We start from the raw sequence: 24,292 nt of genomic DNA, 5'->3' as shown, positions 1-24,292 counted from the left end.
GATATTCAATAAGTATTTCCCGTTTGATGGTCAAAACACTAAATTTTAAGCCAATCCAGATAATTTGCAATATATGAATCCCGCTGTCTTTGACGAAAAAAGCAAGGGTATCCTTTAATATCTCATTTGCACGGCGTAGCTCTGCATTCTCTTTTTCAAGCTCATTTTCCCGGCTGCTTTGACTTTGTGTACGTTTATTTTCGTTTCCAACATGTGCTTTCTCATTGTACTTCTTACGTTTCTGTCTCCATCCTGAAAGGGTATCATATGGGATACCCAGCTGTTCTGATGCTTTGGCAAGCCCAATTTCGTCTGATAATTTAACAGCTTCTTCCTTAAATGTTTTTCATAGGCAGTCATTGTACATTCCTCACTTTCATACATTAATAATTTTATCGTATTTCGTGAGTTTTGTGACTGCATTTTTATTATAGTACTCCAAATAATATACTCCAATTTTGAGTATATTATTTTTTGTATCAGGTTAACCACAATATAGAATAAAAAACTTGACAAAATAATTTTTCTCATATAAAATTTATCTGTAAAGCTCAGTACCTTAACAGGTGGTATTTATGAATACAGATTTTGTGGAAATGAATGTTTTATTTGATTTTTACGGCTCGCTACTTACAGGTAAACAGATGGATATATTTAAAATGTATTATATGGATGACTATTCATTAGGCGAGATATCGCAGGAACTTAATATTTCAAGACAGGGTGTTTACGATTCGCTTAAAAGGGCTGAAAGTGTATTAAAATACTACGAAGAAAAGCTGGGTCTTGTCAAGAAATATAATTCTAGTATTGCGAAAATTAATAACATAAAACGCATTATAGATGATGCAAAAATAAATATTTCTGATAAGAGTGCTTTAAGGGTACTGGATGAGATACAAAAAGAACTTGATGAGATTGAATTATAAATATAAGATATTTTAGGAGGTTTTTTAATGGCTTTTGAGAGTCTTACTGGAAAGCTTCAGGATATATTTAAAAAGCTTAGAGGTAAGGGGAAGTTAAGTGAAAAAGATGTAAAAGAAGCGATGAAAGAAGTCAAAATAGCACTTCTGGAAGCTGATGTCAATTTTAAAGTTGTTAAAGAATTTATAAATACTGTTACTGAAAAGTCTTTAGGACAAGAGGTAATGGAAAGCCTTACACCTGCGCAGCATGTCATAAAGATTGTCAATGATGAATTGACAGCTTTGATGGGTTCTAAAGAAAGCAAGATTAATTTCAGCGATAAGCCTCCGACAATTATTATGATGGTTGGATTGCAAGGTTCCGGTAAGACGACGACAAGTGGCAAACTTGCTAATTATTTAAAATCGAAAGGTAAAAATCCCATTCTTGTTGCATGTGATATATATAGACCGGCAGCCATTAAACAGCTTCAAGTTGTCGGATCATCTATCAATGTACCGGTGTTTTCTATGGGTGACAAAACGACACCTGTTGATATTGCAAAAGGTGCTGTTGATTTTGCCAAAAACAACAATTATAATGTTGTAATAATTGATACGGCTGGAAGGCTTCATATCGATGAAGAGCTTATGGATGAGCTTAAAAATATAAAAGATGCTGTAAATCCAAATGAGATACTTTTGGTTGTGGATGCAATGACTGGTCAAGATGTCGTCAATGTGGCAGAGTCATTTAATGATAAGCTCGATATAGATGGTGTTATATTGACAAAGCTGGATGGCGATACGAGAGGTGGTGCAGCATTATCAGTAAAAGCTGTTACACATAAGCCTATTAAATTTATAGCATCGGGAGAGAAGTTGACTGACATAGAAGTATTTCATCCCGACAGAATGGCATCAAGGATTTTGGGCATGGGCGATGTCTTGAGTTTAATTGAAAAAGCTCAGTCCCAGATTGATGAAAAAAAGGCATTAGAGCTTCAAAAAAAGATTTTAGAGCAGCAGTTTTCTTTCGATGATTTCCTTGAACAGTTGCAAGGGTTAAAAAATATGGGACCGATAGACCAGCTATTTTCTATGATACCTGGAGTAAATATGTCAAAATTTAAAGGTGTAAATGTAAGTGATAAGGATATAAGAAGAATTGAAGCAATAATACAATCAATGACCAAAGAAGAAAGACAAAATCCCTCTATCATTAATGGCAGTAGAAAAAAAAGAATAGCTGCTGGAAGCGGTACTACCATTCAACAAGTAAATAGTTTATTAAAGCAATTTGAACAAACGAAGAAAATGATGAAGAAATTTGCTGATGTAGGCAATAATATAAAAATGGCCAAACGAAAAATGCCATTTTTTAGATAATTGTTATATTCATTTGAAGGAGGTGATAAAGTGGCAGTTAAGATTAGGTTAAAAAGAATGGGGGCTAAAAAATCTCCATTTTATAGATTTGTTGTGGCTGATTCAAGGTCTCCACGTGATGGTAGATTTATAGACGAAATTGGTTATTATAACCCTGTTTCAAATCCAAAAGAAATAAAAATTGATTCAGAAAAAGCTATAAAATGGTTAAAAGTTGGAGCACAGCCATCTGATACAGTCAGAGCATTATTTAAAAAGGAAGGTATATTTGATAGAATTAATGGTTAAAATTCTCTTTTGTAGGAAGGGATAGTTATGGGTGAGTTAGTAAAATTTATAGCCAAATCTCTAGTAGATAATCCTGATGCTGTACAAATAAATGAAATTGAAGGTGAACAATCAATAATCATAGAATTAAAGGTTGCACCAGAGGACATGGGAAAGGTAATAGGAAAGCAAGGTAGAATTGCAAAAGCAATAAGAACACTTGTTAAAGCGGCCGCAACAAAGGAAAAGAAGCGCGTTGTTGTAGAAATAATTTAGGTGATTTTCATGGATGATTATTTATCCGTAGGTAAGATAACATCTGCATACGGTGTAAATGGAGAAGTAAAAGTTTTTCCTCTTACAGATCATTTAGATAGATTTTATGATTTAGACTATGTGTATATATTTGATAAAACAGGTAAAACTTCTTTAAATATTGAAACAGTCAGGTTTATAAAAAATCTTGTGATTGTAAAATTTAAAGAAATAAATGATAGAAATGAAGCAGAAAGATTAAAAGGCAAGTTGATAAAGATAACAAGAGATAATGCTGTAAAGCTGGATGATGATGAATATTTTATTAAGGACTTGCTAAACATGAGAGTATATACAGATGATCAAAAAGAGCTAGGCATATTAAAGGATGTTTTAAAAACCGGTGCAAATGATGTCTATGTTGTAAAAACTGATGATAGAGATATTTTGATACCTGCCATAAAAGATGTAATAAAAAAGGTTGATATTAAAGAGCGTAAAATGACAGTCCACCTTTTGGAGGGGCTATAATGATATTCAATGTTTTGACGATTTTTCCTGATATGTTTGAAGGAATACTTAGGAATAGCATTTTAAAAAGGGCTATTGAAAGAGATTTGATTAAAGTAAATTTGGTTAATATCAGGGACTATTCAAAGGATAGACATAAAAAAACGGATGATTACCCATATGGTGGCGGGTATGGCATGGTTATGATGGTTCAACCAATATACGACGCAATAAATGCTGTCAAATCATCTAAAGATATACCGGTTTTTTATATGGGCCCTAAGGGGAAAAAGTTTGATCAAAAAAAAGCTGTAGAAATTTCAAGATATGATGAAATAATACTATTGTGTGGACATTATGAAGGAATTGACGAGAGGGCGTACTCAGTGATAGATGAAGAGATATCAATGGGAGATTTCATCATGACTGGTGGCGAAATAGCTGCAATGGCAGTTATTGATTCTGTATCAAGGTTGATACACGGTGTTTTGCCACAAGATGAAAGCTTTATGGATGAGTCTTTCTATAACGGTTTACTAGAATATCCTCAATATACGCGACCAGAAAATTTTAACGGTATGGAAGTACCTAAAGTGTTACTGTCTGGTAATCATGCGGAGATAGCTAAATGGAGAAGACAGAAGTCTTTAGAACTTACATTAAATTTACGCCCTGATCTCTTGGACAAGAAATATTTAACCAAACAAGATATAGATTATCTTATGCAAATAGGGTATTCAGATATTTGAAAGGAGGGGAAAAAATGAATTTAATTGATATTGTTGAAAAAGAACAATTGAGAGAAGTACCTCAGTTTAATGTAGGAGATACTGTAAGAGTACATTATAAAGTTATTGAAGGTGACAAGGAAAGAATACAGGTCTTTGAAGGTATTGTGCTTAAAAGAACTGGTGGTTCTCTTAGAGAAAATTTCACTGTAAGACGTATTTCTTACGGTGTTGGTGTTGAAAGAACTTTCCCACTTCATTCACCGAGAATTGATAAAATAGAAGTTGTTAGAAGTGGTAAAGTAAGAAGAGCAAAGCTTTATTATGTGAGAGAAAGAATAGGTAAAGCTGCTAAAATTAAAGAAAAAATGTAAAAGGGGACTTAACAGTCCCTTTTTCGACATCTGGAGGAAATTATGTATCAATGGTATCCAGGCCATATGGCAAAAACGAAGCGTTTAATTGAAGAAAATTTAAAAATAGTCGATATTGTGTATGAATTAATTGATGCAAGAATTCCTAAAAGTAGCAGAAACCCGCTTATAGATGAATTGGTTAAAAATAAAAAACGAATTATTCTGCTTAATAAAGCTGACTTATCTGATTCTGCTGTTAATAAAATGTGGAATGAATATTTTAAAAAGCTAGGCATTGCAAGCCTTAATATAAATTCATTGAATAGCAGCAGTATTAAAGAAATATATGAATTGACTTTAAAAGAATGTAGCAATATAATAGATAGAAAAAGACAAAAGGGAATAAAAGCCAAATTAAGGGCAATGATAGTGGGTATACCTAATGTGGGCAAATCAACACTTATAAATTCGCTATCAAAAACAAAAAGTGCAAAGACAGGGAATAAACCAGGGGTAACAAAAGCAAAACAGTGGATACGGACTCCTTATTTTGATTTGTTGGACACGCCTGGAATACTGTGGCCCAAATTTGAAGATGAGCGTATTGGAATCATGCTGGCATTGACAGCTGCAATTAAAGATGAACTGTTGAACCATGAAGAATTGGCATTTAGTTTACTAAAAATTTTAAAACAAGAGTATCCAGAGCTTTTGATGCAAAGATATAAGATTCAAAATGTTGGAATTGATTTGTATGACTTATTAAGAGAAATAGGCAGAATGAGAGGTTGTTTGTCGTCTGGTGGGTATATTGATACGGAGCGTACATCAAAAATTATTATAGAAGATTTTCGAACAGGCAAACTTGGGAAGATATCTCTTGAGAGGCCTGATTAGGGGGATTTTAATGCTATCTATAACTAAAAGTATGGCGATAATGGGCATCGATGGTTATGTAGTAGACGTAGAGATAGATATATCAAATGGACTTCCGTCATTTGATATTGTGGGTCTTGGTGATACAGAAATTAAAGAATCAAGAGATAGGGTAAGAGCTGCTATAAAAAATAGTGGATATAAATTTCCTGTAGAAAAGATTACAGTAAATTTAGCGCCTGCAAACACAAAAAAAGAAGGTACATCATTCGATTTGCCCATTGCTATAGGTATACTTATCTGTACAGGTCAGGTAAAGCCAATTAAGGATAATACAGTTTTACTTGGTGAATTATCACTTGATGGATCACTAAGATCTATAAGAGGTGCTTTACCTATGGCTATAAGCGCAAGAGAGAATGGAATAAAAAGTATGATTTTGCCTTATGGAAATGCTAAGGAAGCTGCAGTTACTAAGGATATTTCAATATTTCCGGCCAAATCTTTAAATGAGGTAGTAGATTTCATTAATGGCAGTATCATGATTGAGCCTATTAAGATAAACATAGAAGAATATTTTAAAAAGGATGATTATGATGTAGATTTTTCAGATGTAAAAGGACAAGAAAATGTTAAAAGAGCATTTGAAATTGCTGCAGCAGGTGGACATAACATAATGTTAGTTGGTCCACCAGGGGCAGGGAAAACAATGCTTGCCAGGAGGTTCCCCACAATTCTTCCAGAAATGACCTTAGAGGAAGCTTTAGAAGTTACTAAAATACACAGCATAGCAGGGACTTTACCTGAAAATACATCGCTAATAACAAATAGGGTTTTTCGCGCTCCTCACCATACAATTTCGACAGTTTCGCTAATTGGTGGTGGTAGGATTCCAAAACCTGGTGAAGTTTCATTGGCACATTATGGTGTTTTATTTCTAGATGAATTTCCTGAGTTTAGAAGGGATGCTATAGAAGCACTTAGACAGCCGTTAGAAGATGAGTTTGTAACGATATCCAGAGTAAATGCAACTTTTACATACCCTGCTAAGATAATTCTAATTATTGCTTTAAATCCATGTCCGTGTGGATTTCTGGGTGACGAGGCCCACGAGTGTCGATGTACACCAAATGAAATAAGGCGCTATCAAAATAAGATTTCAGGTCCATTGCTTGATAGGATTGATTTGCATGTGGAAGTGAACCGTGTTGACAAGCAGAAGTATTTTGAAGACGATAAAAACATTGAGACTTCAGAAATAATAAGGAATAGAGTTAAAAAAGCGCGGGAAAAACAATTAAAAAGGTATCACGGCAGTAATATATTTTTTAATTCTCAGCTAAAAAATAATATGATAAAGAAATTTATTAAACTTGATAATAAGACAACAGAAATGATTAAAGACTTTTTCGACAGGCTCGGTTTAAGCGCCAGGGCATATAATAAAATAATAAAAGTATCAAGAACCATTGCAGACCTTGATGGTAGCGAACAGATAAAATATGAACATGTCGCAGAAGCATTACAATATAGAAATCTAAATAATAAGTATTTTAATAGTTAATTTCAAAAAGAGGTGTAATTATGCAAAGAGTTTTTTCCGGTGTACAACCGACTGGTGATATTCATATAGGAAACTATCTTGGCGCAATGAGGCAATTCGTAAAACTTCAAGATGATTATGAATGCCTTTTTTGCATAGTTGATTTACATGCGTTGACAATACCACAGGATCCAGAAACATTAAGGAAAAAGTCCATAGAACTAGCAGGGCTATATCTTGCCATTGGCCTTGACCCAAAAAAAGTTATAATTTTTGTGCAGTCACATGTGTCCGAACATCCTGAGCTTGGATGGCTATTACAGTGTATGACATATTTTGGCGAGTTGGGAAGAATGACACAATTTAAAGACAAAAGCAAAGGCAAAGAATCTGTATCTGTGGGTCTTTTCACATATCCTGATTTAATGGCCGCTGATATTTTACTTTACGATACGAATTATGTACCTGTAGGGAATGACCAAAAACAACATTTAGAATTAACGAGAGACATAGCTGAAAGGTTTAATAATCGTTTTGGTAATACATTTGTAGTACCGGAGCCTATGATTTTAAAAACAGGTTCAAGAATAATGAGTCTGACAGAGCCAGATAAAAAAATGAGTAAGAGTGATGAAAATCAGTTTAGTAAGATTAATTTATTAGATGATCCATCACAAATTAAGAAGAAAATAATGAGGGCTGTTACAGATTCAGAAAATGTAATAAGATATGATCCTGAAAATAAACCTGGAGTAAGTAATTTATTGACGCTATACAGTGCATTTACCGATATAAACATAGAAGACGCCGAAAAGAGGTTTAGTGGTCAAGGGTATGGTACGCTAAAAAAAGAGCTTGTTGATGTAATAGTTGAGAGGCTTACGGAAATACAAAGAAATTACAAAAATCTTGATTTAAATTTTATAAATAGTGTATTACGAGATGGTGCTGAAAAGGCGAGCAAGATAGCAAAATTGACAATAGAAAGAGTAAAAAATAAAATGGGATTATTGATCATAAAGTAAAAGCATTTTTTATGTGATTTAATTTATTCAGTTTAAAAGAATTCGGATCAATCAAAACTTCAATAACGTCAAACCTAAACATATAATTTATGTAGTTTTTGTGATAGGTTATAAAAGTTTCTGCTACTTTTATAATTTTGTTTTTCTTATAATAGTTTACTGCTTCTTTTGGGTAGCCAAATTTTGTAGAGGTGCGTGTTTTAACCTCTACAAAAACCAGGCTATTTTTATTTATTGCAATTATATCAATTTCACCAATTGCGCATCTAAAATTTTTTTCTATAATAGAATAACCGTATTTTTTTAAATATTTTTCGGCTATATTTTCACCTAAATTTCCTAATACTTTGTTATTCATATAATATCCTTTCCTATTATATTCCTTAAAAAAGATTTTCTATGTATGGGACATGGTCCATATTTTTTTATTGCTTCTATATGTTCTTTTGTACCATATCCCTTGTTTTGGCAAAAACCGTACTCTGGGTAAATTTTATCATATGATTTCATAATATTATCTCTTTCAACTTTTGCAATAATAGAAGCGGCAGCTATGGATACACTTTTCATATCGCCCTTTATTATTGGTTTTTGTTTTATATTAACATTTGGTATTTTAACTGCATCGACAAGCAAAAAGTCGATTTTAACGTTTATTTTCGATATAGCAATCTCCATTGCCTTATATGTAGCATTTAAAATATTCATTTTATCTATATAACTATTATCTACAATCCCAATTCCATATGCTATAGCATTTTTCTTAATGATAGCAGATAAGTACTCTCTTTTATTTTCGGTTAATTTTTTTGAGTCATTTATATCCGGTATAAAACAATTCCTTGGCAGTATAACACATCCTGCGACGACAGGTCCTCCCAAAGGTCCTCTTCCGACTTCATCAATGCCTCCAATTATTTCGCAATTTAGATCATAAAGTTCTTTTTCGTATTTACTTAGAAATTCGAGTCTCACTTTTTCTTTATTAAGCCAATTTATTGCATTATCGCTAATGTTTAATCCATTAATATTTAAACCATTTTTATATATGTATTCTTTTAAATTCTTTATATTTAATGACCTTGATGCCATATTTTTATCACCCAACTTTCTATTATTCGACATATATACTTAAAATCCCTTCTTTTAATTTTTATATTTTATTATTATAATGATAATGTTTATATTATTGGATAGAAGGTGTAATGATGGATAATAATAAAATTTACTCTATCTGGTTAGGATCTATTAACAATGTTGGTGCAAAAACCTATAAAAAATTAATAGATTACTTTGAAAACGCAGAAAATGTATATAGATCAAATAATGATGATTTAAAGAGCATTGTTAATAATAGTAGAATATATAAAAATATATTAGAAGCAAAAAAGATTGACCCCTACAGATATGTAAATAGATTGATTAAAGAAAAAATAGATGTACTATTATATAATGATGATGGATATCCCAAGTTATTAAAAGATATATATGATGCGCCACCAATACTTTATGTTAAAGGAACTATTAAAAAAATTGATGATTTATCACTAGCAATTGTGGGTTCAAGAAATGCAACGGCATATGGACTAAGTGTATCTGAAAAGATCTCATATAAAATTTCAAAACATGGCTTTACTGTAATAAGTGGGATGGCAAGAGGAATAGACAGTTTTGCACATAAAGGTGCACTTAAAGCTGGTGGTAGAACCATTGCAGTTTTAGGGTGTGGAGTTAATATTGCGTATCCTGAAGAGAATAAAAAATTAATGAATGAAATAATCGAAAATGGTGCAGTTATTTCAGAATATCCACTTGATTACTTACCATTGTCTGGCAATTTTCCGGCTAGAAATAGAATAATAAGTGGATTATCTTTAGGCGTTATTGTTGTTGAGGCAGGTATAAAAAGTGGTTCTTTAATTACAGCTAAATTCGCCCTTGAACAAGGAAGAGATGTTTTTGCAGTACCCGGAAATATAACGAGTGCATACAGCAAAGGAACAAACGAACTAATAAAACAAGGTGCAAAATTAGTAGCAGATATCAATGATATACTTGAAGAATATAATTTTAGAGAAGATATAAAAGTTAGAATAAATGAGCAGTTGATTAATACACTAAACAATGATGAGAGAAAATTATATGAGATGATAAAAGATAGCCCTAGGGATATAGAAGAAATAATTGATTATATAAAATATCCTGTTGCAAAAATTAATTATTTGTTGTCATCTCTATTGCTTAAAGGACTTATAATAAGATTACCTGGCAATAAATATGAAAAAAGTTTTGATTAATTTTAAAAGTTTGATATAATTAATAAATGTTTTGGAGGTGTTAAAATGGCAAAATCATTAGTGATAGTTGAATCACCCTCAAAGGCAAAAACTATACTTAAGTTTTTGGGTAAAAACTATAAGGTTGAAGCCTCCATGGGGCATGTAAGAGATCTGCCTAAGAGCCAACTTGGTATAGATATCGAAAAAAATTTTGAGCCTAAATACATAACTATCCGCGGAAAAGGCCCAATTATAGAAAAATTGAAAAAAGAGGCAAAGTCTGCTGCAAGAGTTTTTTTAGCAACAGACCCTGATAGAGAGGGTGAAGCAATATCATGGCATCTTGCAAATTTACTTAATATAAATGTTGATGATACTTGCAGAATTGAATTTCATGAGATAACGAAAAATGCAATACAAAATGCCATTAAAAATCCTCGTAAAATAGATATGAACCTTGTAGATGCACAACAGGCTAGAAGAATATTAGATAGATTAGTAGGATATAATATAAGCCCTTTGCTCTGGAGAAAGATTAAAAGGGGTTTAAGTGCTGGAAGAGTACAGTCTGTTGCAACGAGGCTTATATGCGATAGAGAAAAAGAAATTGAAAATTTTAAACCGGAAGAATATTGGACGATTTCTGCATTTTTGTATGAAAAAAATAAGGCACAGTTTTTTGAGGCAAAATTTTATGGAACAAAGAATAATAAAATAGAGCTAAAAAATGAAAATGAAGTAAATAACATTATAGATAATTTGGACGAAAATTATATAGTTGACAGCGTTAAAACAGGTGTAAAAAAAAGAAATCCTGCTCCACCTTTTATAACAAGCACAATGCAGCAGGAAGCATCGAGAAAGCTCGGTTTTACTGCTAAAAAAACAATGATGATAGCGCAACAATTATACGAAGGTGTTGATATAAAAGGAGAAGGTAGCCTCGGATTAATTACTTATATTAGAACGGACTCTACAAGGGTATCTGATGAAGCAAAAAAAGCAGCTTATGAATATATATTAGAAAAGTATGGAAAAGAATATGCAAATCCTGATGCAGTATATACAAAGAAGAAGGGAAATGTTCAGGATGCTCACGAAGCCATCAGGCCCACATACATTAATATTGAACCGGAAAAAATAAAAGATTCATTGAAAACAGATCAGTATAAACTTTACAAGCTTATATGGAGCAGGTTTATTTCAAGTCAGATGTCACAGGCTATTTATGATACAATTAACATGGATATACTAAATAGTAATTATATATTTAAGGCATCAGGATCAAAATTGAAGTTTTCTGGATTTATGAGTGTATATACAGAAGGAACAGACAATGAAAATTTGGAAGAAAAAACGCTTCCCTTATTAAAAGAAGGGGAACATTTAAAGCTAAAGGAATTAAAACCTGAACAACATTTTACACAACCGCCTTCAAGGTATACGGAGGCAACTTTGATAAAAGAACTCGAAGAAAAAGGTATTGGCAGGCCAAGTACTTATGCACCTATAATATCAACATTACTTGATAGAGGATACGTCATTAAGGAGAAGAAAAACTTAAAACCTACAGAGCTTGGATTTATTGTTACAGATGTAATGAAAGAGTTTTTCTCAAAAATTGTCGATGTTAAGTTTACTGCTGAAATGGAAGAACAGCTTGATGAAGTTGAAGAAGGAATAAAAAAGTGGTGTGATGTTATTGATGGATTTTATAACGAATTTTATGGGTCATTAAAAATCGCTGAAGAACAAATGAAAGATATTGAAATAAAGGATGAAGAAACAGATATAAAATGTGAATATTGTGGCAGGAATATGGTTATAAAATATGGTAGATATGGCAAATTTTTAGCATGTCCAGGTTTTCCTGAATGTAAAAATACTAAGCCATTGTATGAAGAAACAGGTGTATTATGTCCTAAATGCGGTGGGAAAATATTAGCAAGGAAGAGTAAGAAAGGAAAAAACTATTTTGTTTGCGAGAATTCACCTAAGTGTGATACTATATTATGGGATAAACCTGTTAATGAAAAGTGTCCCAAATGTGGCAGTCTCCTTGTAGAGAAATATAGCAAGAAAGGTAAAATTATAAAATGCAGTAGTTGCGATTTTGTAAAGTAATTTAAATTTAATAAAAATTTCGAATACATTGTTGATATATTATTAATTTTATGATAAGATTATATTGTTTCTGGGGGGTGAAAAATTGTTTAAAGGTACAACTATAGTAGCCGTACGAAAGGATAACAAGGTTTCTATTGCAGGTGATGGACAGGTAACATTCGGTGAAAATACAATATTAAAACACGGCGCTAAAAAAATAAGAAGATTATACAATAACGAGGTGCTTATAGGATTTGCTGGTTCCGTTGCTGATGCTCTTACATTATCAGAGATGTTTGAAGAAAAATTAGAACAATATGGTGGAAATTTAAAGAGAGCGGCTGTAGAGCTTGCACAAGAATGGAGAAAAGACAAGGTTCTAAAAAAGCTTGAAGCTTTATTAATCGCAGCAGACAAAGAAGTAACATTGGTTATATCAGGAAATGGTGAAGTGATTGAACCTGATAACGATGTAATTGCAATTGGTTCTGGCGGAAACTATGCTATGTCAGCAGCACTTGCTCTTAGATATAATACAGATCTTCCTGTTGAGGATATCGCTAAAAAGTCCCTGGAGATTGCGTCGCAAATATGTGTTTACACAAATGACCATATTACAGTAGAGAGTTTATAAGGAGGGGACTTGTATGAAAAATTATACACCAAAAGAGATTGTAAATGAACTTAATAAATACATAGTCGGACAAGATTTAGCAAAACGTTCTGTAGCTGTTGCACTAAGAAATAGGTATCGAAGAAATCTTTTGCCAGATGAAATCAAAGATGAAGTTACACCTAAGAATATATTGATGATTGGTCCTACAGGAGTAGGTAAGACTGAAATAGCCAGGAGGATAGCGCGGCTTGTAGAAGCACCATTTGTAAAAGTTGAAGCAACAAAATTTACAGAGGTAGGTTATGTTGGCCGTGATGTAGAGTCTATGGTAAGAGATTTGCTTGAATCATCAATTAGAATGGTAAAACAAGAAAAAATGCAGAAAGTTATGTTACGTGCAAAAGAATTAGCAGAAGATAGAATAATCGATTATATAGTAAATGGTAGAAAGAATAAACGTACTAAAAACCCATTTGAATTTATCTTTAATAACAGGAATGACGAAGAAGAAATTCATGAAGATGAACAAAATGAAATAATACTTAAAAAAGAACAAATTAGGGAAAAAATAAGAAGCGGAGAATTAAATGACAAAATAATTGAGATAGAATTAACAGATTCATCTTCACCTGTTCTTGAAATGTACTCGAATTTGGGTTCTGAAGAGATGAACATAAACCTACAGGATATGTTTTCTGATATATTACCTAAGAAAAAGAAATATAAAAAAGTTCCTTTAGCTGAAGCTAAAAAAATATTGGAGTCTGAAGAAGCACAGAATTTGATTGACATGGATGAAGTAATCGATGAAGCGATAAAAAGAACAGAACAAGATGGGATAATTTTTATCGATGAAATAGATAAAATTGCCGGTAGCGGATACTCCAATGGGCCCGATGTATCAAGGGAAGGAGTACAAAGGGATATACTTCCAATTGTTGAAGGTAGTACTGTAATGACAAAATATGGCCCTGTTAAAACAGATTACATTCTTTTTATAGCGGCTGGTGCTTTTAATGTATCAAAAGTAAGTGATTTAATACCAGAATTGCAAGGAAGATTTCCGGTAAGAGTTGAATTAAAACCCTTGACAAAAGAAGATTTTATAAGAATTTTGAAGGAACCTAAAAATGCATTGACTAAACAATATATGGCACTTTTAAAAACCGAAGGTGTTGATATAGAATATTCTGATGATGCAATTGATAGGATAGCGGAAATTGCTTATCTAATTAATCAACAAACGGAAGATATAGGTGCTAGGAGATTACATACAGTGATGGAAAAGCTGTTTGAAAAATTATCATTTGAAGCCCCAGAATTTAGCGGGAAAAATATAATTATTGATAAAAATTATATTGATGAACAATTAAAAGATAGTTTAAGTAAATTTGATGTTAATAAGTATATACTATAGATGAGGAGGATAAATATAAATATGGAGACACTTCTCGAAAAAACGAGGAAAGTAAATAAGATACTACAGAAGACAGGTATTCAACCAGTTAATTTTAATGAATTATCTCAAATATTAAAAGACGTTGTAAATTGTAATGTCTATATAATAAGCAGAAGAGGCAAATTGTTAGGTTACAATCTTATAGATGATTACAGTAATAAGATTGCAGGTGATGATGTAATTAAAAATAAGCAATTTCCAGAGGAATATAACGAAGAATTGTTAAAAATATCGGAAACATATATCAATGCTACAAAAGAAGATAAGGTATTGCTCATTAAAGAGGAGCAAAAATATGCAACAATCGTTCCTGTTTATGGTGGTGGGAATAGACTTGGTACATTATTGTTAACAAGATTTAACGATAAATTTACCGACGATGATATTATACTTGCCGAATATGGTGCAACTGTGATTGGACTTGAAATATTAAGGTCTAAAAATGATGAGCTCGAGGAAGATGAAAGAAAACGGGCAGTTGTACAGATGGCACTTGCAACACTTTCATATTCTGAACTTGAAGCTGTCATACATATATTTGATGAATTAGAAGGAAATGAAGGATTACTTGTAGCAAGTAAAATAGCAGATAAGGTTGGAATAACAAGGTCGGTTATAGTAAATGCCTTAAGGAAATTTGAAAGCGCCGGTGTTATAGAATCAAGATCCCTTGGCATGAAGGGGACACACATTAAGATATTAAATGATAAGCTAATAGATGAGCTAAAAAAATTAAAGAGATAAGTATAACGGAAAGTCCTAATGAAAATTAGGACTTTTTTCTTATGGTTTTAAAATAAGCAGCGTGATATAATATATTTTGACAAAAATTGATAATACTTGACATTAATTTCTTTATTTAATGATAATTCATTGATAAAAAATATAAAATAAATGTTTTTTTGCTTCTATTTGTAAGAACTATGAAGGATATTTAAAATTTTTGTCGAATATTAGTATTAATGACTGGAGGGGAAAATATGATAGAATTGAACTTCGGGCAAGTAGATCTTTTGGGAAAAGCATTAGATGCTTCAGCGTTGAGAAATGAAATAATATCTAATAACATTGCAAATGTTGATACAGTAGGTTTTAAAAGATCAGATGTAAAATTCGAAGATTTTTTAAAAGACGCGTTAAGTTCAAATAAACTTGAGGGATATGTCACAGATAAAAATCATATACCAATAAACCCTTCAACTATCGATAATATAAAGCCACAAATAGTTCAAGATAACAGTACTTCGTCGAGACTTGATGGAAATAATGTTGATATTGATGTCGAAATGTCAAATTTGGCCAAAAATCAGCTCTATTATGAAGCAATAGCACAAAGGATAAACGGTGAACTAAACTCAATTATAACAGCAGTAAAAGATGGGAGGTAAAAAAATTGGGATTTTTAAATTCTATTGATATAAGTGCTTCTGGCTTGACCGCAGAAAGATTAAGAATGGATGTTATATCTCAAAACATTGCAAATGTTAATACAACGAGGACATCTAGCGGTGGACCATACAGAAGAAAACTTGTCGTCTTTAAAGAAATTGATGATCAAAATAATTTCGGTAATATGCTTGATATAGCAAAAGGTGCTTATATAGGAAGAGGTGTTGAAGTTACAGCTATAATCGATGATAATAAAACACCATTAAATAGAATATATGACCCTGGTAATCCGGATGCAGATAACATGGGATATGTAAGCTTACCTAATGTAAATGTAGTTTCTGAAATGGTGGATATGATTTCTGCAACGAGGGCATATGAAGCGAACGTCACAGCAGTTAATTCTTCCAAATCCATGATACAAAAAGCATTAGAAATCGGAAAGGCATAGGTGATAAATTATGATAAATCCAATTCCTTATATAACGAATATAGGAAGCAACCCTGTTTCTGGTATAAATAATAGCACAAATTCATTTGGAGATATTTTAAAAGCTGCTCTTAATGATGTAAATAATTTACAGCTTAAATCACAACAAGATGATCAAATGTTGATAACTGGTGATATCAATAATATACATAATGTAATGATAGATGCTACAAAAGCCGATATTGCATTACAACTTACTATTCAGATAAAAAATAAGATACTAGACGCATATCAAGAGATAATGAGGATGCCTGTTTAATCCTTATTTGAAATGAGGTGAATTGATGCCTGCTTTTATCAATAACATAAGAAAGCAAATCAATGATTATTGGAATAATCTCGAGCGAAAGCAAAAGATACAAATTGGAATAATAGCATTATTATTAATTGGGAGTATATCACTTTTAGTTTACATAATAAATAGACCTAATTATGAAGTTTTATATACAGATTTAAGCGTAAAAGATGCTGGTGCCGTTGTAGATAAATTGAAAAATGAATTAAAGATACCATATAAAATAACGGGAAATGGAAATACAATTATGGTACCAGCCCAATATAAAAACGAAGCCAGAATGAAACTTGCGACAGAAGGAATTCCTCAAGAGGGGTTTAGCTTCAATGATGCTATGAATAATTCTCTTGCTACAACAGACCAGGAGAGAAAGCAGAAATACATATACTTTGTTCAGAATGAAATACAAAATACACTAAAAGCTATTGATGGTGTTCAGGATGCTAAAGTCAACATAGTTGTTCCAGATCAAAATAATTTTGTACTGTCTAACAATGAAACATCGTCATCTGCCGCTGTTATGTTACAATTAAAACCTGGTGCAGCATTAACACAGCAGCAAATAAACGGAATTATAAATTTTGTTTCTAAAAGTGTAGAAGGATTAAAACCAGACAATATTACTTTGATAGATGGCAATGGAAAGATATTAGTTGCTCAAAATGAAAATAGTGCAGAAAATGCTAATTCACAATATTCACTACAAACAAAAGTGCAAAATGATCTACAGAACAATATTCAAACACTACTTGAGCAAGTATTTGGACCTGGAAATGTAATTGTCAGGGCAAATGTGAATTTGAACTTTGATAAACAAGTGCAGGACAGAGTTGAATGGCAACCCGTAATAGATAATAAAGGTATAGTAAGAAGTACACAAGAGCTAAAAGAGATTGCAAATGGATCAAATAACGGGGCAGTAACCGGTCAAACAAACAATAATCCACCCCAATATCAAACTGCTAATAATGGCAACTCCAATTATAATAAAACAGATACAACTATAAACTATGAAATTAATCAAATAAAAACAACACTTACATCAGCACAGGGGAAAATACAAAATATCTCATTAGGTGTTGTTGTAAATAGCAATAATTTAAGTTCTACGATGAAACAGCAAATAACTGATCTTGTATCAAATGCTGCCGGGGGTAAAAATGTAACTGTTTCTGTGCAAGGTATAAAATTTAATACAGACCTATTAAATCAAATGAAAAGTGAAAAGAAACCATCTTTTCCTTATTTATGGTTATTGCTTGTTGCAGGTTTACTTATAGTTGGAGGTTTTTCATATATTATGGCTAAGAAGAAAAAGAAAGAAACTTTACCAGTTAATAATTTAGAAGAAGCTGTTTCAATAGCAGAGCCTATAGAAAATATAGAGATACCAACTGATGAAAAAGATGAAAAAAGAAAGCAAATTGAAAAATTAATAAAACAAAAGCCAGATATTGTTGCACAATTGATAAGAACTTGGCTGAACGAAGAATAGGATGGTGTCTACATTGGTAAAAAGTTCAGTTTCAGGAAAACAAAAATGTGCGATGCTTCTTATAGCATTAGGACCTGCCAATTCGGCACAGATATACAAACATCTCAGGGAAGATGAGATAGAACAATTGACACTTGAAATTGCTAATATAAAAAATATTTCACCAGAAGAAAAAGAAAAAATACTAGACGACTTTTATAATATGTGTATGGCACAGGAATACATAATTGAAGGTGGTATTGATTACGCGAAAGAGATACTCGAAAAAGCATTAGGCACTCAGCAAGCCATTGAAATCATAAATAGGCTTACATCTACGCTAAAAGTAAGGCCATTTGATTTTGTGAGGCGTGCAGATCCATCACAGGTATTAAGTTTTATTCAAAATGAACATCCGCAAACAATAGCTATGATATTATCATACTTAAAACCACAACAAGCAGGTGCGATACTATCATCATTGCCAGAAAATATACAATCTGATGTAGCTATGAGAATTGCAAAGATGGAAGCGACATCACCAGAAATAGTCAAAGAAGTAGAGCGAATCCTAGAAAAAAAGCTTTCATCCCTTGTTACACAAGATTATACAACAACTGGAGGACTTCAAACTATTGTGGATATTTTGAATTCTGTAGATAGAGCGACAGAGAAGAATATAATTGATACACTTGAAACAAAGGATATTGAATTAGTCGAAGAAATTAAAAAGCGAATGTTTGTTTTTGAAGATATAATAACATTGGATAATCGTTCAATACAAAGGGTATTGAGGGAAGTAGAAAATCATGACATTGCATTAGCACTAAAAGGTTCTAATGAAGAAGTACAAAGAGTCATTTACAATAATATGTCGAAACGTCTTGCTGATATGATAAGAGAGGATATTGAATATATGGGACCTGTCAGATTAAAAGATGTTGAAGAAGCCCAACAGAAGATTGTTAATATAATAAGAAGATTAGAAGATGCTGGTGAAATTGTCATATCTCGCGGCGGAGGAGATGAAATAATTGTATAAGATATTGAAAGTCGAAGATTGTACCAATTCGTCACCAGTTGTTATAGAAAAACCACAAATAAAAAGGACTATTGAAAAAAAAGATATTGATACAAATGATAATTCTATACCTGTCTCCATTATTAAAAATCATCTTAAGAATATTCAAACTATTCAAGATAGGATAATTAAAAATGCGAAAAATGAAGCAGACAAATTGCTAAAAGAAACAAAAAAATTAATAAATGAGTTAAAAGAAAATGCTAAAAAGACGGGTTACAATGAAGGCTACAGTAATGGATATGAAGAAGGGCTTAAAAAGGGTATTGCGGAAGGAAAAGAAAAAACTTCATCACTAATAGCGGAAGCAAGGGAAATAAAAAATGAGATATTAAATGAAAGAAAAAACCTACAAAAAGAATTTGAGTGCGATATGATATCAACAATTATAGAATGCGTAAAAAAAATTATTGATATAAATATTGAAGAAAACAGTGATATTATTATAAACTTGATAAAAAAGGGTTTAGAAAATTATGAAGCATCTGACATTGTAACGGTAAAAGTAAGTGAATCAGATTATGAATATTTAGTAAAAAACAAAGATAAGGTACTGAGAAGCTTAAGATTTATTGATGACATAAATATTGCAAAAGATATTTCTTTAAATAAAGGTGATTGTATAATACACACTCCTTCTGGAATGATTGATTCAGGATTAAAAACACAATTAGAAAATTTAGAAAAAGCATTGAAAGGTGTCTTAAATGAGCAATGACATATTTGAGAAGTATAAGAATGTTATTCATGAGAAGAACTTTATTAAATATACAGGAAAGATATCACAGGTTGTAGGTTTAACTATCGAAAGTGTTGGGCCTATATCAAATATAGGTGATGTATGTGAAATAAAATCAATAAACGGTAATTCAATTTTTGCAGAAGTAATGGGATTTAAAGATGATAAAGTTTATCTTATGCCATTAGGTAATATGGAAGGTATTGGACCTGGTAATAGTGTTATTGCAACAGGTCAAAAACTGAAAGTAGGTGTAGGCGATGAATTACTTGGAAGAGTATTGGATGCGATAGGAAATCCAATAGATGGAAAAGGGCCTCTAAAATTTAGGAAACTGATAAATACAAATAATGTTCCACCTAATCCTTTAGAGAGAAAAAGGATTAAAGAAATTATGCCACTTGGTATAAAAGCTATAGATGGTTTGTTAACATGTGGCAAAGGGCAGAGAATAGGTATATTTGCTGGCAGTGGAGTTGGGAAAAGTACATTGCTTGGTATGATGGCAAGGAATGCAAGATCAGATCTAAATGTAATTGCTCTTATTGGCGAAAGAGGAAGAGAAGTTAACGAATTTATAGAAAAAGATTTAGGCGAAGATGGCCTAAAAAGGTCCATAATAGTTGTATCAACTTCAGATACGCCAGCATTGATGAGGGTAAAGGGTGCCATGACAGCAACATCAATTGCAGAGTATTTCAGAGATCAAGGTCATGATGTGCTTTTCATGATGGATTCTGTAACAAGATTTGCAATGGCACAAAGGGAAATAGGACTGTCTATAGGTGAGGCACCAGTTTCAAGAGGTTATACACCGTCAGTTTTTTCTGTACTACCTAAACTTTTAGAAAGGGCCGGATCATCTAAAAATGGTTCTATAACCGCTTTATATACTGTTTTAGTTGATGGGGATGATTTAAATGAGCCTATAACAGACGCTGTAAGAGGTATACTAGACGGCCACATAGTACTATCAAGAAAACTTGCAAATAAAAGTCATTACCCAGCAATTGATATCTTATCAAGTATAAGTAGAGTAATGAATGATATCATTTCGGATGGGCATAAAAACTTAGCTGCTAAGTTTAAAAACATCTTATCGATTTATGCAGAATCTGAAGATCTTATAAATATTGGAGCCTACACACATGGGAGCAATCCCAAAATTGATGAAGCGATTTCTTTACATACTGATATGGAAAATTTTTTAAGGCAAAAAACCGACGAAAACTATAGTTTCGAAGACACGATAGACATGCTCAAAAATATTTTAAATAGGTGATTAAATGAAAAAATTTGATTATTCATTGCAACCAATATTAAATATAAAAGAACAAAAGCAGAAAGTTGAAAAAGAGAAATTAGCTATGATTATCTCAAAATATGAGATACAGAAAAAAAAGCTTAATCAAATCATGCAGGAGATAAATAATACATTATTAGAAAATGAGAACAAAACGAAAATTGGAACAACAGCATTAGATATAAAACAGTATAGTATATACCTTGATTCATTATACAATAAAATAAATGAGCAAAAAATGATAATTTCAATGATTGAAAAGGAAATAAATGAAACAAAAAAAAGACTTAAAGATATCAGTAAAGAGAAAGAAGCGCTAGAAAATTTAAAAGAAAAGAAATACGATGAATACAAGTACTTAACCATGTTAGAGCAAAATTTAATTATAGATGAACAGGTATCTTTTAAAGTAGCTAAATCCACAATAGGAGGTTAACCAATGCAAAGCCAGCCTGTGGTTAATAAAAAGAGTCCAATTAAAATAATTTTAATAATTGCAGCAATAATAATAATTCTTGGCTCAGGTGCTTTATTTTATTTCAATGTTGGCGGCATTAGTGATTATACTTTAATGAACCTTAGTAAAATACCTCTCTTAAAGGGTTTGATTCAAGTCAAGCAACCTACAAATAGCGAAGATAAATTAAAAAAACTTGCAGATGAGCTTGCAGTTAAGGAAAAGCAACTTCAGGATAAAGAGACGAGCCTTAACGATAGGCAAAAACAACTTGAGATGCTACAAGCACAACTTGATAAACAACAAAGTGACTTAAATAATTTAAAACTCCAGCTGGATTCAAAAAAGACTGATTTAAAGACACTCGCAACATACTATGAAAATATGGATCCACAAAATGCGGCAAATATATTAAATCAAATAAAAGACGATAATGTTTTGGTAAGTATTTTGAGCAATATGAATAAAGATAGTGCATCAAAAATTTTAGAACAACTTAATCCACAAAGGGCTGCATCTATTACAAAAATACTTTTTACAAATGCATCCACTATACCATAGAGAGGAGGTGAAAAAATGATACAGCCGATGGAAAACAATGTTATTATCAAAATGCCTGATAAAAAAAACATAAAAGTAGATGATAATAAACACGTTGATTTTAAAAAAATAATAAAAAGTACGCAAAATGGAAATGTCAAAGGTAACGATGTTTCTTCAACAAAGATTAATAATAACCAGTTACCAATTGATAAAAAAAAGTTAATAACTGATTTTATCAATTTAATAGTGAATTTGCTGCCTGATAGTTTAAAAAATGAAATAAATGTAAATAAAATAGATACATCATTGCTTATAGATGAAAACATAGTAAAACAGATAAATAATTGTTTAAACAATATTCAGTATACAAGACAAGTTGATATAGGCGAAATATCCAAAATTATATCACAACTACTTAAAGAAAAATTTGGATTAAACATTGATACTAAAACAATATTTAACATGATTAAAGATAAGGACTTTAAAGATTTTATAAAATTGCCGAGTATAGATATGATAGACAATAAAATAAAAGAATATCAGGATAATAGGAATAAGGAATTGGATTTAAATGTTGTCCATGAATATAACAATAATAAGTCTAAAATTAATGAAGTTCAAGACAGCAATCAAATGGACAATTTGAAAATTGCTAAAGATGTTATAAAGAATGTTAATCAAAATAATAACAATTCCAATCAAGAAATGAACAAAAAAGATGATGAAAAGAAATTATTTTATGATATCAAGGTAGACAAAAAAAATAGTGAAATTAAAAACCTTAATGAAAATAAAGGTACACAAGAGAATAACAAGACATTAGATTTAAAAACAGATAATGTTATTATTTTTCAAGGCAATCAAGAAAACGTAGAATTTGATACATCACCGAATGTTTTTGATGTCAAAAAGCCTTTGCGAGAAAATGACATTATAAATCAGATAGTAAAAAATATTAATTTAACTAAAAATGATACAACGTCAACAATAAAAATACAGCTTAAACCTGATTTCTTAGGAAGAATTGAAATAAACATAAAGTCAACTGATGGAAATTTGACAGCTAATATATTAACTGATAATGAAAAAGTAAAGCATCAAATAGAGGCAAATTTAAGTTTATTAAGCAATCAATTAGAATCAAAGGGTATAAAAATAGAAAGTTTTAATGTATCGGTCGACAAAAATATGCAATTTACTTCACAATATAATGAGCAAGGAAGTCATGGCGAAAGATATCAAGAGCAGAATAACAATAAATTTAGATTTAATTATGATGATGATTATGAATCAACGGAATTTGGTACAAAAACATATGCACTAATGAATAATTTAACAGATGATCATGTAGATGTAATAATATAAGGAGGTGAATGATATGTCCATAAATACAAATTACAATAATTACATAAATACATATAATGATGGAACAAAGGTTAGCAACAACCCTAATTCCGAATTGGGAAAAGATGCATTTTTGCAACTTCTCGTTACACAACTTAGAAATCAAGATCCATTAAATCCTATGGATGATAAAGAGTTTATTGCACAAATGGCACAATTTTCTACATTAGAACAAATGCAAAATTTGAATTCTAGCTTTAGTGCTGTCAAGGCATATAGCCTCATTGGCAAAAATGTTTCAGCGACTACTGATGTAAATGGCAATAGCAAAAATATTACCGGAAAAGTTGATGGCGTTTATGTTGATGGAGGCAAATATTACTTAAAGGTTCAAGGCTCAGATGTGCCAATAGATTCTGTATCTGTTGTGACAGACTGAGGTGATACAGTGAACAAAGTTAATTTAAATAGCTATATCAGCATAAACAATGTATCAAACAGTAAATCAACTCCTCGGGATAATAATAGTTTTAAAAGCATAATTGACAAGAAAACAAGTGAAATAAAGTTTTCTAAACATGCATTAGAAAGGATTAAATTAAGAGATTTATCGATTTCTGAATCTGAGTACAATATGCTAATCAATGCTATAAATAAAGCAGATTCTAAAGGCATAAAAGATACACTTATTTTGCTTGGAAATAAAGTATTTGTGGTTAATTTAAAAAATAGAGTAGTTATAACTGCAATGGATGGAAGGGCATTGAAAGATAATGTAATAACAAATATTGATGGCGCTGTTATAGTATAAGCCGGACCTAAAAGGAGGCTTACCGCTTTTGAATGACAGACGAAGCGGG

30 protein-coding genes are annotated in these 24,292 nt (G+C 31.5%); 27 read left to right on the top strand and 3 right to left on the bottom strand.

The window, feature by feature from the left end; genetic code table 11:
- Positions 1–114 precede the first annotated feature (114 nt).
- The gene (locus tag CPG45_RS16290; protein ID WP_155812171.1) at positions 115–360 is read right to left on the bottom strand and encodes a hypothetical protein; all 246 of its coding nucleotides are present in this window, start codon (positions 358–360) and stop codon (positions 115–117) included.
- Between the two features lie 215 nt (positions 361–575).
- Between CPG45_RS16290 and ylxM the strand changes: the two genes are divergently transcribed.
- From ylxM to trpS, 10 genes are read left to right on the top strand one after another with little or no spacing between them, the layout of a single operon-like run.
- Positions 576–929, top strand: coding sequence for a YlxM family DNA-binding protein (gene ylxM / locus CPG45_RS16285; RefSeq protein WP_096233285.1), 354 nt, complete (start codon positions 576–578; stop codon positions 927–929).
- A gap of 27 nt (positions 930–956) precedes the next feature.
- Positions 957–2,297, top strand: a complete 1,341-nt coding sequence (gene ffh / locus CPG45_RS16280) for a signal recognition particle protein (protein ID WP_096233283.1) — start codon at positions 957–959, stop codon at positions 2,295–2,297.
- 30 nt (positions 2,298–2,327) lie between these two features.
- The gene (rpsP, locus tag CPG45_RS16275; RefSeq protein WP_096233281.1) at positions 2,328–2,585 is read left to right on the top strand and encodes a 30S ribosomal protein S16; all 258 of its coding nucleotides are present in this window, start codon (positions 2,328–2,330) and stop codon (positions 2,583–2,585) included.
- Positions 2,586–2,612: 27 nt separating this feature from the next.
- Positions 2,613–2,840 carry a KH domain-containing protein gene (locus tag CPG45_RS16270; RefSeq protein ID WP_096233279.1) on the top strand — a complete coding sequence of 76 codons (228 nt, stop codon included), beginning with the start codon at positions 2,613–2,615 and terminating at the stop codon, positions 2,838–2,840.
- 9 nt (positions 2,841–2,849) lie between these two features.
- On the top strand, positions 2,850–3,350 hold the full coding sequence (rimM, locus tag CPG45_RS16265) for a ribosome maturation factor RimM (protein ID WP_096233277.1): 501 nt from the start codon (positions 2,850–2,852) through the stop codon (positions 3,348–3,350).
- Complete coding sequence (gene trmD / locus CPG45_RS16260; protein WP_096233275.1) at positions 3,350–4,078, top strand: tRNA (guanosine(37)-N1)-methyltransferase TrmD; 729 nt, start codon at positions 3,350–3,352, stop codon at positions 4,076–4,078. Before rimM ends, trmD begins: the two co-directional genes overlap by 1 nt.
- A gap of 14 nt (positions 4,079–4,092) precedes the next feature.
- Entirely contained in the window at positions 4,093–4,431 is a 339-nt protein-coding gene (gene rplS / locus CPG45_RS16255) for a 50S ribosomal protein L19 (protein WP_096233274.1), read from the top strand.
- A gap of 42 nt (positions 4,432–4,473) precedes the next feature.
- On the top strand, positions 4,474–5,310 hold the full coding sequence (gene ylqF / locus CPG45_RS16250) for a ribosome biogenesis GTPase YlqF (RefSeq protein WP_096233272.1): 837 nt from the start codon (positions 4,474–4,476) through the stop codon (positions 5,308–5,310).
- 10 nt (positions 5,311–5,320) lie between these two features.
- Positions 5,321–6,853 carry a YifB family Mg chelatase-like AAA ATPase gene (locus CPG45_RS16245; RefSeq protein WP_096233270.1) on the top strand — a complete coding sequence of 511 codons (1,533 nt, stop codon included), beginning with the start codon at positions 5,321–5,323 and terminating at the stop codon, positions 6,851–6,853.
- Between the two features lie 20 nt (positions 6,854–6,873).
- A complete protein-coding gene (gene trpS / locus CPG45_RS16240; RefSeq protein ID WP_096233268.1) occupies positions 6,874–7,857 on the top strand; it encodes a tryptophan--tRNA ligase in 984 nt (327 codons plus the stop codon).
- Here the strand turns inward: trpS and CPG45_RS16235 are convergent.
- Together CPG45_RS16235 and rnhB are read right to left on the bottom strand one after the other, a co-directional pair.
- Positions 7,847–8,215, bottom strand: coding sequence for a YraN family protein (locus CPG45_RS16235; protein ID WP_096233267.1), 369 nt, complete (start codon positions 8,213–8,215; stop codon positions 7,847–7,849). The genes trpS and CPG45_RS16235 overlap by 11 nt on opposite strands.
- Positions 8,212–8,982 (bottom strand): ribonuclease HII, encoded by a 771-nt coding sequence (gene rnhB, locus CPG45_RS16230; RefSeq protein WP_231968875.1) that lies wholly within the window; start codon positions 8,980–8,982, stop codon positions 8,212–8,214. The genes CPG45_RS16235 and rnhB overlap by 4 nt, the downstream gene beginning before the upstream one ends.
- Before the next feature lie 83 nt (positions 8,983–9,065).
- Between rnhB and dprA the strand changes: the two genes are divergently transcribed.
- The 17 genes from dprA (at position 9,066) to CPG45_RS16145 (ending at position 24,243) form a co-directional block, all read left to right on the top strand.
- Positions 9,066–10,154 carry a DNA-processing protein DprA gene (gene dprA, locus CPG45_RS16225; protein WP_096233265.1) on the top strand — a complete coding sequence of 363 codons (1,089 nt, stop codon included), beginning with the start codon at positions 9,066–9,068 and terminating at the stop codon, positions 10,152–10,154.
- Between the two features lie 45 nt (positions 10,155–10,199).
- Positions 10,200–12,260 (top strand): type I DNA topoisomerase, encoded by a 2,061-nt coding sequence (gene topA / locus CPG45_RS16220; RefSeq protein WP_096233263.1) that lies wholly within the window; start codon positions 10,200–10,202, stop codon positions 12,258–12,260.
- 85 nt (positions 12,261–12,345) lie between these two features.
- The gene (gene hslV, locus CPG45_RS16215) at positions 12,346–12,876 is read left to right on the top strand and encodes an ATP-dependent protease subunit HslV (protein WP_096233261.1); all 531 of its coding nucleotides are present in this window, start codon (positions 12,346–12,348) and stop codon (positions 12,874–12,876) included.
- Between the two features lie 13 nt (positions 12,877–12,889).
- A complete protein-coding gene (gene hslU, locus CPG45_RS16210; protein ID WP_096233259.1) occupies positions 12,890–14,275 on the top strand; it encodes an ATP-dependent protease ATPase subunit HslU in 1,386 nt (461 codons plus the stop codon).
- Between the two features lie 21 nt (positions 14,276–14,296).
- Complete coding sequence (codY, locus tag CPG45_RS16205) at positions 14,297–15,061, top strand: GTP-sensing pleiotropic transcriptional regulator CodY (RefSeq protein WP_096233257.1); 765 nt, start codon at positions 14,297–14,299, stop codon at positions 15,059–15,061.
- Between the two features lie 236 nt (positions 15,062–15,297).
- Complete coding sequence (gene flgB, locus CPG45_RS16200) at positions 15,298–15,705, top strand: flagellar basal body rod protein FlgB (RefSeq protein WP_096233255.1); 408 nt, start codon at positions 15,298–15,300, stop codon at positions 15,703–15,705.
- A gap of 5 nt (positions 15,706–15,710) precedes the next feature.
- Complete coding sequence (flgC, locus tag CPG45_RS16195) at positions 15,711–16,157, top strand: flagellar basal body rod protein FlgC (protein ID WP_096233253.1); 447 nt, start codon at positions 15,711–15,713, stop codon at positions 16,155–16,157.
- A 10-nt stretch (positions 16,158–16,167) separates the two neighbouring features.
- Positions 16,168–16,455 carry a flagellar hook-basal body complex protein FliE gene (gene fliE, locus CPG45_RS16190; RefSeq protein WP_096233251.1) on the top strand — a complete coding sequence of 96 codons (288 nt, stop codon included), beginning with the start codon at positions 16,168–16,170 and terminating at the stop codon, positions 16,453–16,455.
- Between the two features lie 25 nt (positions 16,456–16,480).
- Positions 16,481–17,986: a flagellar basal-body MS-ring/collar protein FliF gene (gene fliF, locus CPG45_RS16185; protein ID WP_096233248.1), complete on the top strand. Its 1,506-nt coding sequence runs from the start codon at positions 16,481–16,483 to the stop codon at positions 17,984–17,986.
- A 1-nt stretch (position 17,987) separates the two neighbouring features.
- Positions 17,988–19,007, top strand: coding sequence for a flagellar motor switch protein FliG (fliG, locus tag CPG45_RS16180; RefSeq protein WP_502695793.1), 1,020 nt, complete (start codon positions 17,988–17,990; stop codon positions 19,005–19,007).
- Entirely contained in the window at positions 19,000–19,764 is a 765-nt protein-coding gene (locus CPG45_RS16175; protein ID WP_096233244.1) for a FliH/SctL family protein, read from the top strand. Before fliG ends, CPG45_RS16175 begins: the two co-directional genes overlap by 8 nt.
- Positions 19,754–21,067: a flagellar protein export ATPase FliI gene (fliI, locus tag CPG45_RS16170; RefSeq protein WP_096233242.1), complete on the top strand. Its 1,314-nt coding sequence runs from the start codon at positions 19,754–19,756 to the stop codon at positions 21,065–21,067. Before CPG45_RS16175 ends, fliI begins: the two co-directional genes overlap by 11 nt.
- A 4-nt stretch (positions 21,068–21,071) precedes the next feature.
- Positions 21,072–21,524: a flagellar export protein FliJ gene (gene fliJ / locus CPG45_RS16165; RefSeq protein WP_096233240.1), complete on the top strand. Its 453-nt coding sequence runs from the start codon at positions 21,072–21,074 to the stop codon at positions 21,522–21,524.
- Between the two features lie 3 nt (positions 21,525–21,527).
- Positions 21,528–22,106, top strand: coding sequence for a MotE family protein (locus CPG45_RS16160; RefSeq protein ID WP_096233238.1), 579 nt, complete (start codon positions 21,528–21,530; stop codon positions 22,104–22,106).
- Positions 22,107–22,121: 15 nt separating this feature from the next.
- Positions 22,122–23,453: a flagellar hook-length control protein FliK gene (locus CPG45_RS16155; RefSeq protein ID WP_096233236.1), complete on the top strand. Its 1,332-nt coding sequence runs from the start codon at positions 22,122–22,124 to the stop codon at positions 23,451–23,453.
- 13 nt (positions 23,454–23,466) lie between these two features.
- A complete protein-coding gene (locus CPG45_RS16150) occupies positions 23,467–23,871 on the top strand; it encodes a flagellar hook capping FlgD N-terminal domain-containing protein (RefSeq protein WP_096233235.1) in 405 nt (134 codons plus the stop codon).
- A 9-nt stretch (positions 23,872–23,880) separates the two neighbouring features.
- Positions 23,881–24,243, top strand: coding sequence for a TIGR02530 family flagellar biosynthesis protein (locus CPG45_RS16145; protein WP_096233233.1), 363 nt, complete (start codon positions 23,881–23,883; stop codon positions 24,241–24,243).
- The last annotated feature ends 49 nt before the right edge of the window (positions 24,244–24,292 follow it).

Origin of the sequence: Thermoanaerobacterium sp. RBIITD (assembly GCF_900205865.1) — a bacterium.
In the GTDB taxonomy this organism is placed as follows: Bacteria; Bacillota; Thermoanaerobacteria; order Thermoanaerobacterales; family Thermoanaerobacteraceae; genus Thermoanaerobacterium.
This window is presented reverse-complemented; position numbering and strand designations above follow the sequence as displayed.

What these genes read in the sequence shown, in the direction of transcription:
- rnhB (WP_231968875.1), bottom strand. Translation starts at nt 8,982, where the DNA reads ATGTCGAATAATAGAAAGTTGGGTGATAAAAATATGGCATCAAGGTCA.
- topA (WP_096233263.1), top strand. Translation starts at nt 10,200, where the DNA reads ATGGCAAAATCATTAGTGATAGTTGAATCACCCTCAAAGGCAAAAACT.
- CPG45_RS16150 (WP_096233235.1), top strand. Translation starts at nt 23,467, where the DNA reads ATGTCCATAAATACAAATTACAATAATTACATAAATACATATAATGAT.
- CPG45_RS16160 (WP_096233238.1), top strand. Translation starts at nt 21,528, where the DNA reads ATGCAAAGCCAGCCTGTGGTTAATAAAAAGAGTCCAATTAAAATAATT.
- fliI (WP_096233242.1), top strand. Translation starts at nt 19,754, where the DNA reads ATGAGCAATGACATATTTGAGAAGTATAAGAATGTTATTCATGAGAAG.
- fliF (WP_096233248.1), top strand. Translation starts at nt 16,481, where the DNA reads ATGCCTGCTTTTATCAATAACATAAGAAAGCAAATCAATGATTATTGG.
- fliJ (WP_096233240.1), top strand. Translation starts at nt 21,072, where the DNA reads ATGAAAAAATTTGATTATTCATTGCAACCAATATTAAATATAAAAGAA.
- flgB (WP_096233255.1), top strand. Translation starts at nt 15,298, where the DNA reads ATGATAGAATTGAACTTCGGGCAAGTAGATCTTTTGGGAAAAGCATTA.
- dprA (WP_096233265.1), top strand. Translation starts at nt 9,066, where the DNA reads ATGGATAATAATAAAATTTACTCTATCTGGTTAGGATCTATTAACAAT.
- ylxM (WP_096233285.1), top strand. Translation starts at nt 576, where the DNA reads ATGAATACAGATTTTGTGGAAATGAATGTTTTATTTGATTTTTACGGC.
- CPG45_RS16155 (WP_096233236.1), top strand. Translation starts at nt 22,122, where the DNA reads ATGATACAGCCGATGGAAAACAATGTTATTATCAAAATGCCTGATAAA.
- trpS (WP_096233268.1), top strand. Translation starts at nt 6,874, where the DNA reads ATGCAAAGAGTTTTTTCCGGTGTACAACCGACTGGTGATATTCATATA.
- ylqF (WP_096233272.1), top strand. Translation starts at nt 4,474, where the DNA reads ATGTATCAATGGTATCCAGGCCATATGGCAAAAACGAAGCGTTTAATT.
- CPG45_RS16245 (WP_096233270.1), top strand. Translation starts at nt 5,321, where the DNA reads ATGCTATCTATAACTAAAAGTATGGCGATAATGGGCATCGATGGTTAT.
- hslU (WP_096233259.1), top strand. Translation starts at nt 12,890, where the DNA reads ATGAAAAATTATACACCAAAAGAGATTGTAAATGAACTTAATAAATAC.
- rimM (WP_096233277.1), top strand. Translation starts at nt 2,850, where the DNA reads ATGGATGATTATTTATCCGTAGGTAAGATAACATCTGCATACGGTGTA.
- codY (WP_096233257.1), top strand. Translation starts at nt 14,297, where the DNA reads ATGGAGACACTTCTCGAAAAAACGAGGAAAGTAAATAAGATACTACAG.
- CPG45_RS16290 (WP_155812171.1), bottom strand. Translation starts at nt 360, where the DNA reads ATGACTGCCTATGAAAAACATTTAAGGAAGAAGCTGTTAAATTATCAG.
- rplS (WP_096233274.1), top strand. Translation starts at nt 4,093, where the DNA reads ATGAATTTAATTGATATTGTTGAAAAAGAACAATTGAGAGAAGTACCT.
- trmD (WP_096233275.1), top strand. Translation starts at nt 3,350, where the DNA reads ATGATATTCAATGTTTTGACGATTTTTCCTGATATGTTTGAAGGAATA.
- fliE (WP_096233251.1), top strand. Translation starts at nt 16,168, where the DNA reads ATGATAAATCCAATTCCTTATATAACGAATATAGGAAGCAACCCTGTT.
- ffh (WP_096233283.1), top strand. Translation starts at nt 957, where the DNA reads ATGGCTTTTGAGAGTCTTACTGGAAAGCTTCAGGATATATTTAAAAAG.
- fliG (WP_502695793.1), top strand. Translation starts at nt 17,988, where the DNA reads ATGGTGTCTACATTGGTAAAAAGTTCAGTTTCAGGAAAACAAAAATGT.
- CPG45_RS16235 (WP_096233267.1), bottom strand. Translation starts at nt 8,215, where the DNA reads ATGAATAACAAAGTATTAGGAAATTTAGGTGAAAATATAGCCGAAAAA.
- CPG45_RS16270 (WP_096233279.1), top strand. Translation starts at nt 2,613, where the DNA reads ATGGGTGAGTTAGTAAAATTTATAGCCAAATCTCTAGTAGATAATCCT.